The sequence below is a fragment of the Pseudoalteromonas sp. PS1M3 genome (assembly GCF_016865405.1).
Lineage (GTDB): Bacteria > Pseudomonadota > Gammaproteobacteria > Enterobacterales > Alteromonadaceae > Pseudoalteromonas > Pseudoalteromonas marina.
This window is the reverse complement of sequence record NZ_AP022624.1, coordinates 822,816-839,393: the sequence shown is the minus strand read 5'-3', so window position 1 is coordinate 839,393 and position 16,578 is coordinate 822,816. Positions and strand designations below refer to the sequence as shown.

Genomic DNA, 16,578 nt, shown 5'->3' with positions numbered 1-16,578 from the left:
CGCTAACTTCTAAAAAAACCGCCATTTGGCGGTTTTTTTTGTTTAATGGCTAAAAAGTACGCTATTTACACTTTTAATTGGTTACCTATAGGCAGTTGCCTAATGCGCTTACCACAAGCGGCAAAAATAGCGTTACACAATGCGGGTGCATAAACAGGTGTTGCGGGCTCGCCTACACCTGCAGGTGGGGCATCGCTTTGTATTATTTCTACTTCTACCTCTAAAGGTGAATCGCTCATACGCGGTACGCGGTAATCATGAAAATTACTTTGCTGTACGCGACCTTTATCAAAGGTAATACCGTCGCTAATAGCAGTGGTAATACCGTAAATAGAACCACCTTGCGTTTGGTTTTTAACGGTATCGGTGTTTACTACCGTACCCGCATCAATAGCCACCCACGATTTAATCACGTTTAAATCACCAGCGTCCGATACCTCTACCTCAACCACAGTAGCCACATAGGTTAAAAAGCTGCGGTGCGCAGCAATACCTAAGCCGCGCCCTTTTGGAAGTGTTCTCCCCCAATTTGCCATACTCGCTGCTTTTTCAATAACATGACGCAAACGGCTTGTTTCAAGTGGATAAACCGCTTTATCGCCACCGTAGTTATTATAGTTTGCGTTCTGGTTTGCAAAATCGATAGTACGCGCTGGCCCAATGGTTTCCAATAAATAATCTTTTGAGTCTTTACCCGCCTTGTGGGCAGCCTCATTTATAAATGACTGCACGGCAAACGCATGAAAAATATTTGTGACCGAGCGCATCCAGCCTATTCGGGCTTTTGCTGGTGCTTCACCTCGTTCCAGTTTCATATTGGGTGCTAAAATTGGATTATCAGTAAAACCTAGGTCTAGCTCAAAGCCACCAGGTGCAGATGCTCCCTCTTGAAAGGTAGACATAATTGGCGAAAACGCCGTGCGATGTAAGTAAGCCTCAATATTACCTTTTTCATTGAGTGAAGCTTCAATATGTTGAGCCGATACCGCATGATAAAAACTGTGCTGAATATCATCCTCTCGCGTCCACTGAACGCGAATAGGTTTTCCAGTTTTCATTGAAATGTAGGCGGCCTCTGCTGAAAAATCAGGTTTTGATTTACGCCCAAATCCGCCACCTAACATGGTGACATGCACGTTAATTTTACTCTCGTCCATACCCAGTAATGCAGCCACAGTTTTCATATCGGCTTGCGGGTTTTGCGTTGCAGCCCAAATATCTACACTGTCTTTATTGTACATTGCCGTGGCGCAAGGTGGCTCCATGGGTGCTTGAGTTAAGTGCGGCGCGTAATAGTCGGCTACAAGCTTATTGCTCGATTTAGCCAACACGCCCATGGTATCGCCTTTTTCGCGCACATGCGCTTGCGGCTCACTTACTGTTTGTAATAACGACTTTTTAAAGTTTTCTGAATTATAATCGCCGTTTTTACCATCAACCCACACTATTTTTAGTGCTTTACGCGCCTGCCATGCAGCCCAGGTATTTTTAGCAACAATAGCAATGCCGCCTTTTGGCTGAAATTGCGGCGCGCCTTTTGGTACAGGCATTTCAATAATATCAACTACGCCATTAATTGCTTTAGCGGCGCTGGCATCAAACGATTTAATCACACCACCTACTACCGGCGGGCGCTCAATCATAGCCACCAGCGCTTTTGGCTCGCGTACGTCGGCAGCAAATGTGGCTTTACCGGTTACTAAATCGGTTAAATCTATGTGCGCCATACCGGTATTTATATAGCGCCATTCTTTACGTGTTTTAATTGTTAACTTGTCAGGCTCTGGCGGGGTAACGCCAAGTGCTAAGTCAATTAAATCTTTATAAGCCAGCGTTTTACCCGAGCTGTGGGTAACCACGTGCTGATTAGCTGTACAGGTGTGTGGCTCAACTTTCCAATATTTAGCAGCTGCATGCTGCATCATGTAGCGTACGCTTGCGCCCATTTCGCGCAGGCGCTGCATGTTGTAGCGAATACTGCGCGAACCATCGGTATTTTGATCCCCATATTTAGGGTCGCCCTTACCTTGAATAACCACTACTTTGTCCCACGAGGCTTCCATTTCGTCTGCCACAATTTGGGCAATAGCGGTACGAATTTGTTGGCCCATTTCAGAGCGGTGACAGGTTATTTCAACCATGCCATCGGGGCGCAGTGCTATAAATAAGTTAGCACGTTTTGCTTGCTCAGAGGGCTGCTCTAACACGCCTGCAAACGCTTTTGGTGCACTGCCTACAAAATAAGTGCCTAATACTAATGCGCCTATTGCGCTGGTTTTTAAAAATTGGCGACGGTTTAGGTCAAAGTACGTATTGTCGTTTTTCATACTTGTTCCCCTTGTTCATTAGGGTCAAAATATTCAACGCCCGCAATGGTTTTAGCCGCCGACTTAATTGCTTTATGAATACGCGGATACGTGCCACAACGGCAAATATTGCCCGACATATTACTCACTATTTCATCATCAGTGGGGTTGGGGTTAGCGGCTAATAAGCTTGCCGCTTGCATTATTTGCCCGCACTGACAAAACCCACACTGCGGCACTTTATGCTCAACCCAGGCTTTTTGTACGGGGTGGTCGCCCTGCTCGCTTAGCCCTTCAATAGAGGTAATAGCACGCCCTGCCACAGCCGATACCGGTAATATGCACGAGCGCTGCGCTACGCCATCAATATGTATGGTACATGCACCACATTGCGCCATACCACAGCCAAATTTAGGCCCGGTTAAATTTAATTCATCTCGAAGATACCAAAGCACCGGCGTTGACGGATCGCCTGTAAACTCATGTTTATTACCATTAACGGTTAGCGTGATCATATTTAACTCCTTGGCAAAGCGCTTTAAAGGAATGCCTTGTTGCGCGAGAACGGTTTGAATACTTGCTACTTTTTTAGCCTACCACTTAGGATTGATTTATTGAAATTTTTATCGGTAAGTGGCTTTAATAAGCTTTGGTAAGTCGCTAAACATAAAAACCGCCCTATGGCGGTTTTATGTATAAACTAAATGTCAGTTATTTAGTTAGTGCTAATTTAACCGCGGCCTGTGCATGAATTTGGGTGGTATCGTAAAGGGGCACCGTTGTATGTTGCGGCTCTACCAATAAGGCAATTTCAGTACAGCCTAAAACAATAGCCTGTGCACCTTTTTCAAACATACGCTCAATAATATTTATAAACTCAGCTCGGGCTTCATCATTAATAATACCTTGGCATAACTGATTGTAAATTATGTCGTGAACACGCGCTCGCTCATTAGGCTCGGGTATTAACACTTCAATGTTATGCCTATCGGTTAACCGCCCTTTGTAAAAGTTTTGCTCCATTGTAAATTGCGTGCCCAGCAACCCTACTCGCGTTATTTTATCGTGTTTTAACTGATCTGCGGTAGCATCGGCAATATGCAAAATAGGAATACTAATATTGCTGGCGATATGGTCAGCCACTTTGTGCATGGTGTTTGTGCAAATAAGTAAAAAATCAGCCCCACCAGCCTCTACCGATTTAGCCGCCTCGGTAAGTAACTTAGCTGTTTGTTGCCAATCACCTTGATGCTGCATCGTTTCAATTTCGGCAAAATCAACACTCATCATAAAAACTTTGGCACTATGTAGCCCGCCCAACGCATTTTTTACACCCAAGTTTAACGCTTTGTAATAACTAGTGGTTGACTCCCAACTCATACCACCAAGCATGCCAATCGTTTTCATAAAATTGCCTTTTTAGTTTACTAAAAAAAACTAAGCAGTTATCCCAAGGTATCTTAATTAGCTGAGGGAGTAAGCTATAGCTATTTTTTAATGCCTCTTTCGGTTTTACAAACGATTACAATAGCGGTAATAAAATTAAAGAAAATACCAAGAACAAACCAAAGTAAAGCACTTCGGCCTGTAGATTTAGCCCACCAAGCACTGAAAAAAGCAAAAAATAATACAGCCAATACACTACGATTAAATTCCTCTTCTAACTTTTCTGTGTCGTAAGACAAGCTCGATAACTCATTTTCTAACTCGTTGACCTTTTTAGTTAATAGCATAATTTCTTCACTTTGCTCATTTTGTGCAGTGACTGTTTCTATAGGCTGAGCGTATGCCAATAATGAGCTTGCAACCCATATCATAATGCAGAGTATAAATTTCATTTTATTCCTTTAAATTATTTTAACTTAAACAGGCAATTAACCAAATGACGTTAATTGAGGTTGAGATAAAAAACCAGTATTTAAAGCTTTTCTTTGTTTATTAAAGCTCTTTCTTTAACTGCAGATTGGCGAATAAAAAACATTATTACGCAGCCTGCAATATTCCCACCTATTAATAAATTGAGTATGGCTAAAGTAGTTATTTGATTAACTTTTCTCTTAGATACAGCCCATAAATGCCAAAAAGCATAACTACAAAGGCCAAGTACTGCCAAAACTAGCGCAAATGGATGTACACTCCCTTTTTTGAGAACAATAAATACCATTCCAGAAGCAAGAATTAGTGACAAAACGCAAAGTCCGACCAGAAAAAGCTTTACGAAAAAACCCAGAGTCGAAAAACTAAATTCATGTTTAGTTTTATTTAATTGAATAGTTTCTTTAGTCATAATATCCCTTATTAATAAAGTATAAACAGCTTATCAAATACCATTTGAGGTTCCTTCAAAATGGTTTCCATTTCCTCACCCAATAATTTCACTTAATAAACTTATTGTAAACAAGTAATTACCTAAATTTGAAAAGATATTAGATAGTGCTACGTAATAAAAAACGAGCCTAATTTGGCTCGTTTTTCTTTTACTGATAGCTGACAGCTAAAAACTAACCGCTTCACTATTCAACCACTTCGCTATGATTCCGGCTCATACCCCAAATTAGGCGATAGCCACCTTTCTGCCTCTGCGAGTGTCATATTAGTTCGCTTGGCGTAGTCTTCTACCTGATCCTTTTGCACAGCGGCTACGGCGTAGTATTTTGCCTCTGGGTGTGAGAAATACCAGCCCGAAACAGCAGCTCCTGGCCACATTGCATATGAGCTGGTGAGCTGCATGCCAATGCGTTTTTGGGTATCGAGTAACTGCCAAATTTTCTTTTTCTCGGTGTGCTCTGGGCACGCAGGGTAACCCGGCGCTGGGCGAATGCCTTGGTAGTTTTCGCGAATTAGCTCATCGTTACCCAGGTTTTCATCGGGTGCATATCCCCAGTACTCTTTACGCACTTGTTCGTGTAGGTATTCAGCAAAGGCTTCTGCGAGCCTATCGGCAACCGCTTTAATCATTATTTTATTGTAGTCGTCTTGCTGTGCGTCGAACGCATTGGCTAAGTCGTCTTCTTCTAAACCGCCCGTTACTGCAAACGCGCCAAAGTAATCAGGTGTACCTTTTGGCGCAATGTAGTCAGCTAAACAATAGTTAGCAAAGTCGGTTTTTTCAGTTTGCTGGCGTAAATGGCATGAGGTAGTTAACAGCTCTTTGCGGGTTTCGTCGGTGTAAATTTCTATGTCATCGCCCACGCGGTTTGCAGGGAATAAACCAATTACACCCAATGGTTGCAAACTGCCTGACTTTTCAAGGTCGTCGAGCATGTCGTTAGCGTCTTTAAATAAACTACGTGCTTGCTCGCCAACGACTTCGTCGTCCATTATGCGCGGGTATTTACCGGCGATTGACCACGTCATAAAGTATGGGGTCCAATCTATATATTTACGCAACGTGGCGATTGATACATTTTTAAACTCAGTCACGCCCAGCTTTTTAGGCACGGGTGGCGTGTAGTTATCCCAATCGAGTTGTGCTGCGTTATCGCGGGCACGCTGTATAGTAACCGGTTTTGAACGTGGCTTTTTGCGCGCTTGTTGCTCGCGCACTTTTACGTACTCGGCTTTAGTTTTTTCTAAAAAGGCTGGTTTTAGCTCTTTAGATAACAAGCTCGATACCACGCCTACCGCACGGCTGGCGTTATTTACGTACACGACGCCTTTGTCGTACTGTGGCTCTATTTTAACTGCGGTATGCGCTTTTGAGGTGGTTGCCCCACCAATCATGAGCGGCAGCTCAAAACCTCTACGAGTCATTTCTTTGGCTACGTGTACCATTTCGTCAAGCGATGGGGTAATTAAACCCGAAAGGCCGATTATGTCGGCTTTTTCGTCAATAGCGGTTTGCAGTATTTTTTCGGCAGGTACCATTACGCCTAAGTCGATTACTTCGTAGTTATTACATTGCAGTACTACGCCTACAATGTTTTTACCTATGTCGTGCACATCGCCCTTTACGGTGGCCATAACTACTTTACCATTAGTGGCGCCTTCTTCTTTTTCAGCTTCTATGTATGGGTCTAGGTAGGCCACTGCGCGTTTCATTACGCGGGCCGATTTAACAACTTGCGGTAAAAACATTTTACCTGCGCCAAATAAATCCCCTACCACGTTCATGCCATCCATTAATGGCCCTTCAATTACGTGAATAGGTTTATCGGCTGCAGCGCGGCACTCTTCGGTATCTTCATCTATAAAGGTGGTAATGCCTTTTACAAGAGCGTGCTCTAGGCGTTTTTCAACAGGCCATGTGCGCCATTCTAAATCTTCTACGCGTTCGGCTTGTGCCATACCCGAAAACTTAGGCGCTATTTCTACAAGGCGCTCACCTGCACCGGGGTCGGTGTTAAGGATTACATCTTCTACTGCTTTGCGAAGTTCCTCGGGGATGTCGTCGTAAACCGCGAGTTGCCCTGCGTTTACAATACCCATATCCATACCCGCTTTTATTGCGTGGTATAAAAACACCGAGTGAATGGCTTCACGCACGGGGTTATTACCTCTAAACGAAAACGAGACATTAGACACCCCACCCGACACTTTACAGTGGGGTAAGTTTTGCTTAATGCGGCGTGTGCCTTCTATAAATTCTACGGCGTAATTGTCGTGCTCTTCTATACCGGTGGCCACGGCAAATATATTAGGGTCAAAAATAATGTCTTCTGGCGGGAAGCCAATCTCTTCTACTAATATTTTGTAGCTGCGTGCACATATTTCGTATTTACGGTCTGCGGTGTCGGCTTGGCCGTCGGTATCAAACGCCATAACAACAGCAGCTGCACCAAAACGTTTAATAATTTTAGCTTGGTGTTTAAACGGCTCCTCCCCTTCTTTAAGCGATATTGAGTTAACAATAGCCTTGCCTTGAATACATTTAAGGCCTGCTTCTATTACTTCCCATTTAGAGGAGTCGACCATAATAGGTACTTTAGAAATATCGGGTTCTGAGGCAATTAAATTTAAAAACTTCACCATGGCCGCTTTTGAGTCCAGCATGGCTTCGTCCATGTTTATATCAATAACTTGGGCGCCGTTTTCTACTTGTTCGCGGGCAACATTCAGGGCGGTCTCGTAATCTTCTTCCATGATTAAGCGTTTAAACATGGCAGAGCCTGTTACGTTTGTACGCTCGCCGACATTGGTAAATACTGCAATTTGTTGGGTCATTGGCGGCTCCTTAATTTAAGTTACAGGCTTCAAGGCCTGATAAACGCATACGAACATCAAGCTCTGGCAATGGGCGAGGTTTTACCCCTTCAAGCCCTTTAGCAAACGCACGAATATGTTCAGGCGTTGTACCACAGCAACCACCCACAATATTAATAAAGCCCGATTTGCCCCAATCTATAATCTCGGCTGCCATTTCAGGGGCCTCTAGGTCGTACTCACCAAATTCGTTAGGCAAACCGGCATTTGGGTGTACTGAGGTAAATGTTTCGCATACCCGCGAAAGCTCTTCTACGTATTGGCGCAGTAAATCTGGCCCTAGGGCGCAGTTAAGGCCAATCGAAATAGGTTTTATATGGCGAATAGAGTTATAAAATGCTTCGGTTGTTTGCCCCGAAAGCGTACGCCCAGAGGCATCGGTAATTGTGCCCGAGATCATTACGGGTAATGTGCGCCCGGCTTGCTCAAACGCTTCTTCTACTGCGAATGAGGCTGCTTTTGCATTTAGGGTGTCGAATATGGTTTCAATAAGTATTAAATCAGCGCCGCCTTCCATTAATGCAAGGGTAGACTCTACATACGCAGTAACCAGCTTATCAAACGTTACGTTTCGGTAACCTGGGTCGTTTACATCTGGCGAGATAGAACAGGTTTTAGATGTTGGCCCTAAAACCCCCGCTACATAGCGTGGTTTTTCTGGATTTATAGCGGTGAACTCGTCACATATTGCGCGCGCGAGTTTGGCCGACTCAAGGTTTACTTCACGGCTTATGCTTGCCATGTCGTAATCTTCCATCGAAATGGTGGTTGAGTTAAAGGTATTAGTTTCAATAATATCTGCACCGGCAGTTAAAAAGCCGCGGTGTATATCGGCAATTAACTCGGGTTTGGTGAGGCTTAATAAATCGTTATTGCCTTTTATTAGCACGTGCCAATCTTTAAAACGCTCGCCTCGGTAGTCTTCTTCTTCAAGTTTATGAGTTTGGATCATAGTACCCATAGCGCCGTCTAAAATTAAAATACGCTCTTTAAGCGCTTCACTTAGTTCGGCTTGTTTGTTGGCGGCTGTATTATTCGGCATAGTTGTTAGTCCTCACATCTTGGCTAACTAAATTAATATCATACGGTGTGGTTTGATACACGTAGTAATTTAACCAGTTCGAAAAAAGTAAAAAAGCATGGCTTTGCCACGTTTTTGACGGTTGCTTGCTTGCATCATCATCGGGAAAATAGTTTTCAGGTTTTGGCGCATCTGGGCTTTTTTGTAAATCACGCTCGTACTCCCCTTTTAGGGTGTCGGCATCGTATTCTGGGTGGCCTGTTATAAATACTTGGCTACCCGATTTGTTTTTTAATAAGTAAGCACCCACTCGCTCAGAGCCTGCTAATACAACAAGATCGTCACACGCATTTATTTTTTTTATATCAATGTGTCCATAACGTGAGTGTGGTACTAAAAAGGTATCGTCAAAACCGCGAGTTAATGCCCCGTGTTTAAAATGGCATTGGTGAGTAAATACGCCACACAGCTTATTGGGTTTTAAGTCGCGCTTTAAATTGTAGCTATGGAATAGCGCTGCATGAGCCGCCCAACACGAAAATAACGTAGAGGTAACATGTTGCTCTGCCCAATCAATAATGACTTTAAGCTCTTCCCAGTAGGCAACATCTTCATACTCTAAATGTGCTAGTGGTGCGCCTGTAACTATAAGCGCATCGTAATTGTTATTTTTTACCTCTGAAAAATAGCGGTAAAAGGTATCTAGGTGTTCTTCTGAGTTATTACTGCTACGGTGAGTGTCTAGGCGCAGCAGCTCTACATTTACTTGCAAAGGAGAATTTGCAAGTAAGCGAATAAACTGTACTTCGGTTTCTACTTTATTAGGCATTAAGTTTAATATAGCCAAACGCATTGGGCGGATTTCTTGCGTTTTTGCACGGCTTTTTGGCATTACGAATACGTTTTCTTGGCGCAAACGTGCAATGGCTGGAAGCTCATCCTTTACGGTAATTGGCATATTTTTAACTCCTACTCATAAAAACTTGCGCTAATTATGAACTGAAAGCAAAAAATATCAACCTCTAGATGTATAGATGTCTAAATGAAATTTATTCATTATTACTTAAGTATGTGGCAAGCAATGAGTCACCCCCTTAAAAAGAGGCTTAACTCACTGCATTTAAAATAATGAACTAGTTATTGCCCACTAATATTAAATTTTGCTGAGGGGGAATTAAATACTCAGCGCCGTTTTTGGTAATTACAGCCATTTCTTCAACAGAAATGGTTTTAAACTCGGTGTTGTTTAAAGGCCAACTAAAAAAGCCATCAAAAGCAAACACCATTCCTTCTTTAAGTTTACGATGAGCAGCAGGCCTTACTTGGGCACTGCGAGAGCCACCTAAATTGGGCCCGGTATCGTGTGCAACATACCCTACTGGGTGGCCGGTACTCCATGGCACAGGCTCTGAGTTATATTTATTCATTAATACGGTTTGAGCTTGATCTACGTCTATACCCCTTACGCCGGGTTTCATTGCATTAAATGCGGCAAAACCGCTATCTCGGGCATTAATCCAATATTGCTGAATGTTGGCTGGTGCAGAGGTTTCCCCTTCTTTAAGTACATAAGCAAAACGCTGAATGTCACTTACCCAGCGATTGTAGAGCTTTACGCCAAAATCAATTTGAATTACGTCGCCAGGCATAATGACTTTATTTGTAGAATGCGAATGCCCGCGATCGGGACCTGAATTTACGTTAGGATTTTGATCGGCAGCCCATGCATCGGTTACACCTTGTGCTTTTATTTTAGCTTTTAAAAATTTAGCTACATCGGCATCGGTGGTTTTACCCGGAATAATAGTTTTATAAGCCTCTATTTGCCACGTTGCTGAAAGCATTGCGGCCTCTTTCATTATTTCAACTTCAGCAGGTAACTTAATTGAAAGCCATTGATAAACGACTTCTTCAGAAGATACGAGCTTTGCTGTTTGCTTTGCGCCTAATAAGTTAGTTAATTGCTTGTATTGCGAGTGCGATAACCCATCTGCCTGTGCATTAAGATCAGAGACATTTATTGCTATACGCTCAAAGGGTTGTTTTTTTATAAACTCAGCCGCGTATTTTAACGCAGACACACTGCGTGGCACCGAGATCACTTCTTCATGTATGTTTAGCTCGTCGAGTGCTTTTGCTTCGCTTGAAGGTGAGTAGGCTACCGAATGAAACGCCCCTTTATTAAAATAAAATAAATATGCCGCTGACGAACCTGCGTTTTCACAGCCAACATGGTCAGCCAATGGGTCGTTGTTATTTTCTCTACAAACAATAAGCCAAGCATCTACCTTAGCTGCTTTTAAAGCGTTTGGCAGGAGTTTATTTATTCTTTGTTTTCTTATTTCGGGCCAAGGAGAATCGACAGCGTTAGCTTTGGGGGTTGTGGTAAATAACGTAAGCAAAGCCAACATTATTATTACTTTTTGTATAGTCATGGGTTTTTCTTATTTTTACTATGGTTTAAATACGTTAGCACACCCAAATAAAACTATACATTTAACGAGATAAAACGATAAAGATATATTCCCACCCGCCATTCGTTGACTGTTTCACCTCTCAACAACTACAATACAACATTAAAATTTTTATTATTATTTGAAGGCTTTCCTCCATGGTTTTACCTGATAAGTTTATTTTCTCGATGAGTCGAGTATCTAAAGTTGTGCCGCCTAAGCGTACAATTTTAAAAGATATTTCGTTGCACTTTTTTCCTGGCGCCAAAATTGGTGTGCTTGGTTTAAATGGTTCTGGTAAATCATCATTGCTACGTATTATGGCCGGTGTTGACCAAGACTTTGAAGGTGAGGCGCGCCCTCAGCCTGGTACTAAAATTGGTTACTTACCGCAAGAGCCAGTACTAGACGAAAGCAAAACAGTACGCGAAATAGTTGAAGAAGCTGTTGGCGAAGTAAAACACGCCCTTAATCGCCTTGATGAGGTGTACAATGAGTACGCAATGGAAGGTGCTGACTTTGACGCACTGGCTAAAGAACAAGGTGAATTAGAAGCAGTTATTCAAGCGCACGATGGCCACAATATCGATAACGTACTAGAGCGCGCTGCTGATGCACTTCGCTTACCTGAGTGGGATGCTAAAATTGAGCACCTTTCAGGTGGTGAACGCCGCCGTGTTGCTATTTGTCGTTTGTTACTAGAAAAACCAGACATGCTTATTCTTGATGAACCAACTAACCACTTGGATGCTGAGTCGGTTGCATGGTTAGAGCGCTTCTTACATGATTACGAAGGTACTGTTGTGGCAGTAACGCATGACCGTTACTTCCTTGATAATGTTGCTGGCTGGATATTAGAGCTTGACCGTGGTGAAGGTATTCCATGGGAAGGTAACTACTCTTCTTGGCTTGAACAAAAAGACGCGCGCTTACAGCAAGAACAAAAATCTGAAAAAGCACGTCAAAAATCAATTGCGCAAGAACTTGAATGGGTGCGTTCAAACCCTAAAGGTCGTCAGGCTAAGTCTAAAGCACGTATGGCGCAGTTTAGCGAGCTACAACAATCAGATTACCAAAAACGTAACGAAACAAACGAGCTATTTATTCCACCTGGCCCACGTTTAGGCGACCAAGTATTAGAAGTTACTAACTTACGTAAAAGCTTTGGCGACCACGTATTAATAGACGACTTAAGCTTTACAATGCCTAAAGGCGCTATTGTGGGCATTATTGGTGCCAACGGCGCGGGTAAATCTACACTATTTAAAATGTTAAGTGGCGAAGAGCAGCCAGATAGCGGTAGTGTTAACGTTGGTGAAACCGTACAACTAGCAACGGTTGATCAGTTCCGCGACGATATGGACGAAAGCAAAACAGTTTTTCAAGAAATATCTGACGGACAAGACGTTTTAAAAATTGGTAACTTTGAATTCCCAAGCCGTGCTTACGTTAGCCGTTTTAACTTTAAAGGTAACGATCAGCAAAAGTTTGTAAAAGACTTATCGGGCGGTGAGCGTAACCGTTTACACCTTGCTAAATTATTAAAAGCCGGTGGTAACGTAGTGCTACTGGATGAGCCAACCAATGATCTAGACGTTGAAACACTTCGTGCGCTTGAGAATGCTATTTTAGAATTCCCAGGTTGTGTAATGTGTATATCGCATGACCGTTGGTTCCTTGACCGTATTGCTACGCACATTTTAGATTACCGCGACGAAGGACAAATTAACTTTTTCGATGGTAACTATACTGAATACGAAGAGTGGCTCAAAAAGACCTACGGTGCAGAAGCCGCACAACCTAAGCGTATAAAATACAAAAAAATTGGTTAATCGCTAAATTAACTGAAATACCTTTAAAACCCTGCTTTTCGCAGGGTTTTTTATGCCTTAAATAAACTATGTGTGTTTGTAGCTAGCAACTGTGTAATTTAAAGCTATGCTTATACCAATTTTATTTAAAATATTATGCATTTGATTGATGTTGAATCACTCGCTAACTAAATAAAAAATTATTTACATAGAACAACCATATGCCGTAATTTTAGTGATTATTAATGAGTTGTTTTATTCGCACTATTACTGAACACTAATTTAATGCTATTGATATTACTAAAAAAACAATAAGGCAGAGTCATGCAAGAACGTCGTCAATTTTCACGTATTTTATTTTCAACCGATGCGCACATAATTTTTCAAGAAAATGAGTACCCATGTACCTTGCTTGATATTTCATTGCACGGCGCGTTAGTCAGTAAATGTGATGTGTTAAATGATCAAATAGAGAATGATGCCATACTGCGTTTTATTTTACCCGACAGCGAAATTGAAATAAAAATGGAGACAACGATTTGCCATATAGAAGCCAATCACATTGGTTTAAAGTGTAAGCATATTGATATTGATAGTATTACCTACCTAAAAAGACTCATTGAACTCAACTTAGCGGACGATGAATTACTTCACCGCGAATTAGCCATGCTTATTCACGACTCGCAAGAATAGACACTTTGAGGGGAGTTGATTACCATAGGGGAAACTTTATAGCCTGTGTGAATATGACTCTAAACCCTCATTTACCATTAGTGTACCATCCAAACTACTCGTTTAGTTTTGATCCTAAGCACCGCTTTGCAATGAGTAAGTTTGCTAATCTATACGCACACGTTAAAAAGCTAGGCTTAATTGGTAATAACCTCACACAACCTGTTTTAGGCTCTCCCGAGCCTTTAGAGTTAGTGCATTGCGACAACTACATTCACGATTTATGGAACAATCGCTTAGACGATAAAGCCATGCGTCGTATAGGATTACCTTGGTCAGCTCAATTAATGGCGCGCACATTTACTGCCCCGCAGGGCACATTACAAACCGCTCGCTTAGCGCTAAAACACGGCATAGCCTGTCACCTAGCAGGAGGCACGCACCATGCGCACTTTGATTTTGGCTCAGGATATTGCATGGTGAATGACTTAGCCTTTACCACCCAGACCTTGATTAATAGCGGCGAAGTAACCAACGTGCTTATTTTTGATTTAGACGTACATCAAGGTGATGGCACCGCTGCTATGCTTGCGCATCAGCCCTATGCTTATACCTGTTCAATACACTGCGAAAAAAACTTCCCGTTTAGGAAATCGGCTAGCGATTTAGATATTGGCTTAGCAAATCATATGCAAGATGCCGAATACTTAGCCATTGTTGACGATACCTTAAGCTACTTACTTAAAGAACTGAACCCAAGCTTAGTACTGTACGATGCCGGTGTAGATATTTGGCAAGAGGATGGCTTAGGCAAACTGGATATTAGTTGGCAAGGGATAGAAAAGCGCGATCACTTAGTACTTAAACGCTGCCTTGCAAATAATACTCCTGTTGCCACTGTGATTGGTGGAGGCTATGACAGAGATCATCAGCGCCTAGCAAAGCGCCATGGCATTGTTATAAAGCAAGCGGCTAGTTTTTAATTATATTTTTAACTGACTTGGCGTAATGCCGGTCCAACGCTTAAATGCACGGCGAAAGTTAGGAATATCATAAAATGCAAGCCGATCAGCCACTCGTTCATTACCTTGCTGGCACACCCCCAGTAAATGCAGAGCTTTAAGTTTATTTTGCTCATCTTGTAATTGAGAGAAACTGACACCGTGTTGTTTTAACTTACGTTTAAACGTAGCAGAGCTCATGGCAAAATGCTCAGCACTGTTAGCAAGGCTGTTGTTTTTATCACGGTAAATGCGCTGGCACACAGCCTCAACAAAAGACTGTGATACATTCTTATGTAACTCACTTTGCGCTATGCACTGCTGCCACCTAAGCTGACTAGCCTCTGGGTTTGTGCACTTAAGTAGTTGTTTATTAAAGTGCCAACGGGTATAGGGTTGTTCAAACCGTATTCGTAAGCCTAAGTGCTGCTCATATTCTTGAATATGTCGAGGGCGTTTACAAGTAAAGTCAAAATAACAATGTGGATACACATTACATACTCGTTTTAGTAAGCTCATTAACGCAGCGCTGTATATTTCAAAACAATAATTTTTTAATGACTCGTCCATACCGATACTCGGTTGCAAGTACAGATATAAATCGTCTTGAAATATATGCTTACGGGTAAATAATAAAGGGGCAATAACGGTACTAATTTGTTGTAATTGCTTCAAAGCCATACCTAAACTGGGGCTTAAACGCACACTTTGCACTGCAGGGCTAACGTCATTAACCAATTGATGACCCAGTAAAAAGCCACTATCATTACTCTTCATTAAGGCTTTAAACTGGCTAATTAAAGCCAATAACTGCGATAAACTAAAGCGCTGTGATAGATCATATAAATCTTGCTCAAAAATACCCGTACCACGCAGCAATTTATGCAGCGGGATCCCTCGCCCTTGAGCAAGCTCCACCAGCGCAGTAATAATCCCCTCCGCGCTGAGGTATTTATCATCTAGGCTAATATACTGCTGCACCTACAAGGGCCTTTTCTTGTTGTAATTGTTGATGTAACTGGCTGGTTTGCTGCACTGGATCTTGCGCTAAATCCATTGCCATGGTGGCGGTTAAAATATGCTGAAACTGTGCGCCTTTGCTTTTTGCGACTTTAAACGCACAATGGTTAAGCGCCGCTTTCATTTGCGCTAGTAATTCTTTGGCTTGGCTTTGGCTGGTATTCGGCATAAGCACAATAAAACAATCGCCAGCATAGCGACAAAGCACATCATTTAATCGGCAATTCATTACTAATAAATCACTAATTTCTCTTAGTAACCTATCACCTTCACTAAAACCAAACTGCGCATTAAACTTTGCAAAATCACGAATATCAATAACACCTAAAGTGCCGCCTTGTTGCTCTGTTTGTTGTTGCTGCATGAGTGAATGTAAGTAGTTAACTCGGTATAACCCTGTTACCGGACAGACCTTTTCATGTTCGCGAAGATGCGCTTCACGACGACGCAATTGACGATTTAAAACAAATTGCTCTTGATGCCAATAATAAAGCCCTGCGCTGGTAAGCGACATACCAAACGGCGCTGGTAGTGACTCAAACCAGGTGAGCCATAATTGTGAAGGTTGTTTTAACCACTCATCAAGTAAATCGAGTGTAGCTGAGAACATAAACAAACCTAAACCTAACACTAATAAGGTAGTGACTTTGCCTGGCGGACGTGAAATAAGTAACGCAACTATCCAGCTGAGGGTCATCAACACAATACCGCCCTCACCAACAATATCGAGCCACGCAATTTCTTGCCATTGCTTAAGTTCGCCAAAGTAAGCGCATATTGCTACAGCAATAACCAATAATAAAATTATGGTGTTGGTTAATTTTGCATGGCTGGTAAATGGGTTATATCGCATTGTTTAAGTCTTCTAAGATTTACACTATTACGTATGCTAGCGCGGTACTGATTTATTAGGCAGAGTCATTTTGGCTCATTGATATGACATTGAGATTAAAGTTTTTAGGTATTTAACCTAGTAATAACCATTTTTAGTGCGCTGGAGCCGTGTTTAAACAGCTCAAATGTCTGTTTAAAAAGCGCTAAGTTGGCGTTTTGTCAGGAATTAACTGTAAAACTGTCACATTAGCGTCATTA

At 42.2% G+C, this 16,578-nt stretch carries 14 protein-coding genes; 3 read left to right on the top strand and 11 right to left on the bottom strand.

Annotated elements, in window-relative coordinates; all coding sequences use genetic code 11:
• Positions 1 to 65 precede the first annotated feature (65 nt).
• The 9 genes from PS1M3_RS03885 to PS1M3_RS03845 all read right to left on the bottom strand — a co-directional run bounded on the left by PS1M3_RS03885 (position 66) and on the right by PS1M3_RS03845 (position 10,964).
• Complete coding sequence (locus PS1M3_RS03885) at positions 66 to 2,327, bottom strand: xanthine dehydrogenase family protein molybdopterin-binding subunit (RefSeq protein WP_203986345.1); 2,262 nt, start codon at positions 2,325 to 2,327, stop codon at positions 66 to 68.
• Positions 2,324 to 2,821, bottom strand: coding sequence for a (2Fe-2S)-binding protein (locus PS1M3_RS03880; protein ID WP_064386863.1), 498 nt, complete (start codon positions 2,819 to 2,821; stop codon positions 2,324 to 2,326). Before PS1M3_RS03880 ends, PS1M3_RS03885 begins: the two co-directional genes overlap by 4 nt.
• A gap of 196 nt (positions 2,822 to 3,017) precedes the next feature.
• Complete coding sequence (locus tag PS1M3_RS03875; protein ID WP_203986342.1) at positions 3,018 to 3,713, bottom strand: aspartate/glutamate racemase family protein; 696 nt, start codon at positions 3,711 to 3,713, stop codon at positions 3,018 to 3,020.
• Between the two features lie 80 nt (positions 3,714 to 3,793).
• A complete protein-coding gene (locus PS1M3_RS03870) occupies positions 3,794 to 4,144 on the bottom strand; it encodes a hypothetical protein (RefSeq protein ID WP_203986339.1) in 351 nt (116 codons plus the stop codon).
• Between the two features lie 80 nt (positions 4,145 to 4,224).
• Positions 4,225 to 4,593 carry a hypothetical protein gene (locus PS1M3_RS03865; RefSeq protein WP_039037748.1) on the bottom strand — a complete coding sequence of 123 codons (369 nt, stop codon included), beginning with the start codon at positions 4,591 to 4,593 and terminating at the stop codon, positions 4,225 to 4,227.
• A gap of 242 nt (positions 4,594 to 4,835) precedes the next feature.
• On the bottom strand, positions 4,836 to 7,469 hold the full coding sequence (gene metH / locus PS1M3_RS03860) for a methionine synthase (RefSeq protein ID WP_203986336.1): 2,634 nt from the start codon (positions 7,467 to 7,469) through the stop codon (positions 4,836 to 4,838).
• A gap of 10 nt (positions 7,470 to 7,479) precedes the next feature.
• Positions 7,480 to 8,550, bottom strand: a complete 1,071-nt coding sequence (locus PS1M3_RS03855; protein WP_203986333.1) for a homocysteine S-methyltransferase family protein — start codon at positions 8,548 to 8,550, stop codon at positions 7,480 to 7,482.
• Positions 8,540 to 9,487, bottom strand: coding sequence for a homoserine O-succinyltransferase (gene metA / locus PS1M3_RS03850; protein WP_006791480.1), 948 nt, complete (start codon positions 9,485 to 9,487; stop codon positions 8,540 to 8,542). The genes PS1M3_RS03855 and metA overlap by 11 nt, the downstream gene beginning before the upstream one ends.
• Before the next feature lie 175 nt (positions 9,488 to 9,662).
• Positions 9,663 to 10,964 carry a Xaa-Pro peptidase family protein gene (locus tag PS1M3_RS03845; protein ID WP_203986330.1) on the bottom strand — a complete coding sequence of 434 codons (1,302 nt, stop codon included), beginning with the start codon at positions 10,962 to 10,964 and terminating at the stop codon, positions 9,663 to 9,665.
• A 176-nt stretch (positions 10,965 to 11,140) separates the two neighbouring features.
• Between PS1M3_RS03845 and ettA the strand changes: the two genes are divergently transcribed.
• From ettA to PS1M3_RS03830, 3 genes are all read left to right on the top strand, one after another.
• The gene (ettA, locus tag PS1M3_RS03840; protein ID WP_203986327.1) at positions 11,141 to 12,814 is read left to right on the top strand and encodes an energy-dependent translational throttle protein EttA; all 1,674 of its coding nucleotides are present in this window, start codon (positions 11,141 to 11,143) and stop codon (positions 12,812 to 12,814) included.
• Between the two features lie 303 nt (positions 12,815 to 13,117).
• Positions 13,118 to 13,486 carry a PilZ domain-containing protein gene (locus tag PS1M3_RS03835; protein ID WP_058429598.1) on the top strand — a complete coding sequence of 123 codons (369 nt, stop codon included), beginning with the start codon at positions 13,118 to 13,120 and terminating at the stop codon, positions 13,484 to 13,486.
• Between the two features lie 53 nt (positions 13,487 to 13,539).
• Complete coding sequence (locus PS1M3_RS03830) at positions 13,540 to 14,448, top strand: histone deacetylase (protein ID WP_203986325.1); 909 nt, start codon at positions 13,540 to 13,542, stop codon at positions 14,446 to 14,448.
• On the opposite strand, the gene PS1M3_RS03825 is transcribed toward PS1M3_RS03830, so the two are convergent.
• Together PS1M3_RS03825 and PS1M3_RS03820 are read right to left on the bottom strand one after the other, a co-directional pair.
• The gene (locus PS1M3_RS03825; protein ID WP_203986323.1) at positions 14,449 to 15,447 is read right to left on the bottom strand and encodes an AraC family transcriptional regulator ligand-binding domain-containing protein; all 999 of its coding nucleotides are present in this window, start codon (positions 15,445 to 15,447) and stop codon (positions 14,449 to 14,451) included.
• Entirely contained in the window at positions 15,431 to 16,339 is a 909-nt protein-coding gene (locus PS1M3_RS03820; RefSeq protein WP_010391112.1) for a GGDEF domain-containing protein, read from the bottom strand. Before PS1M3_RS03820 ends, PS1M3_RS03825 begins: the two co-directional genes overlap by 17 nt.
• Positions 16,340 to 16,578: the final 239 nt, after the last annotated feature.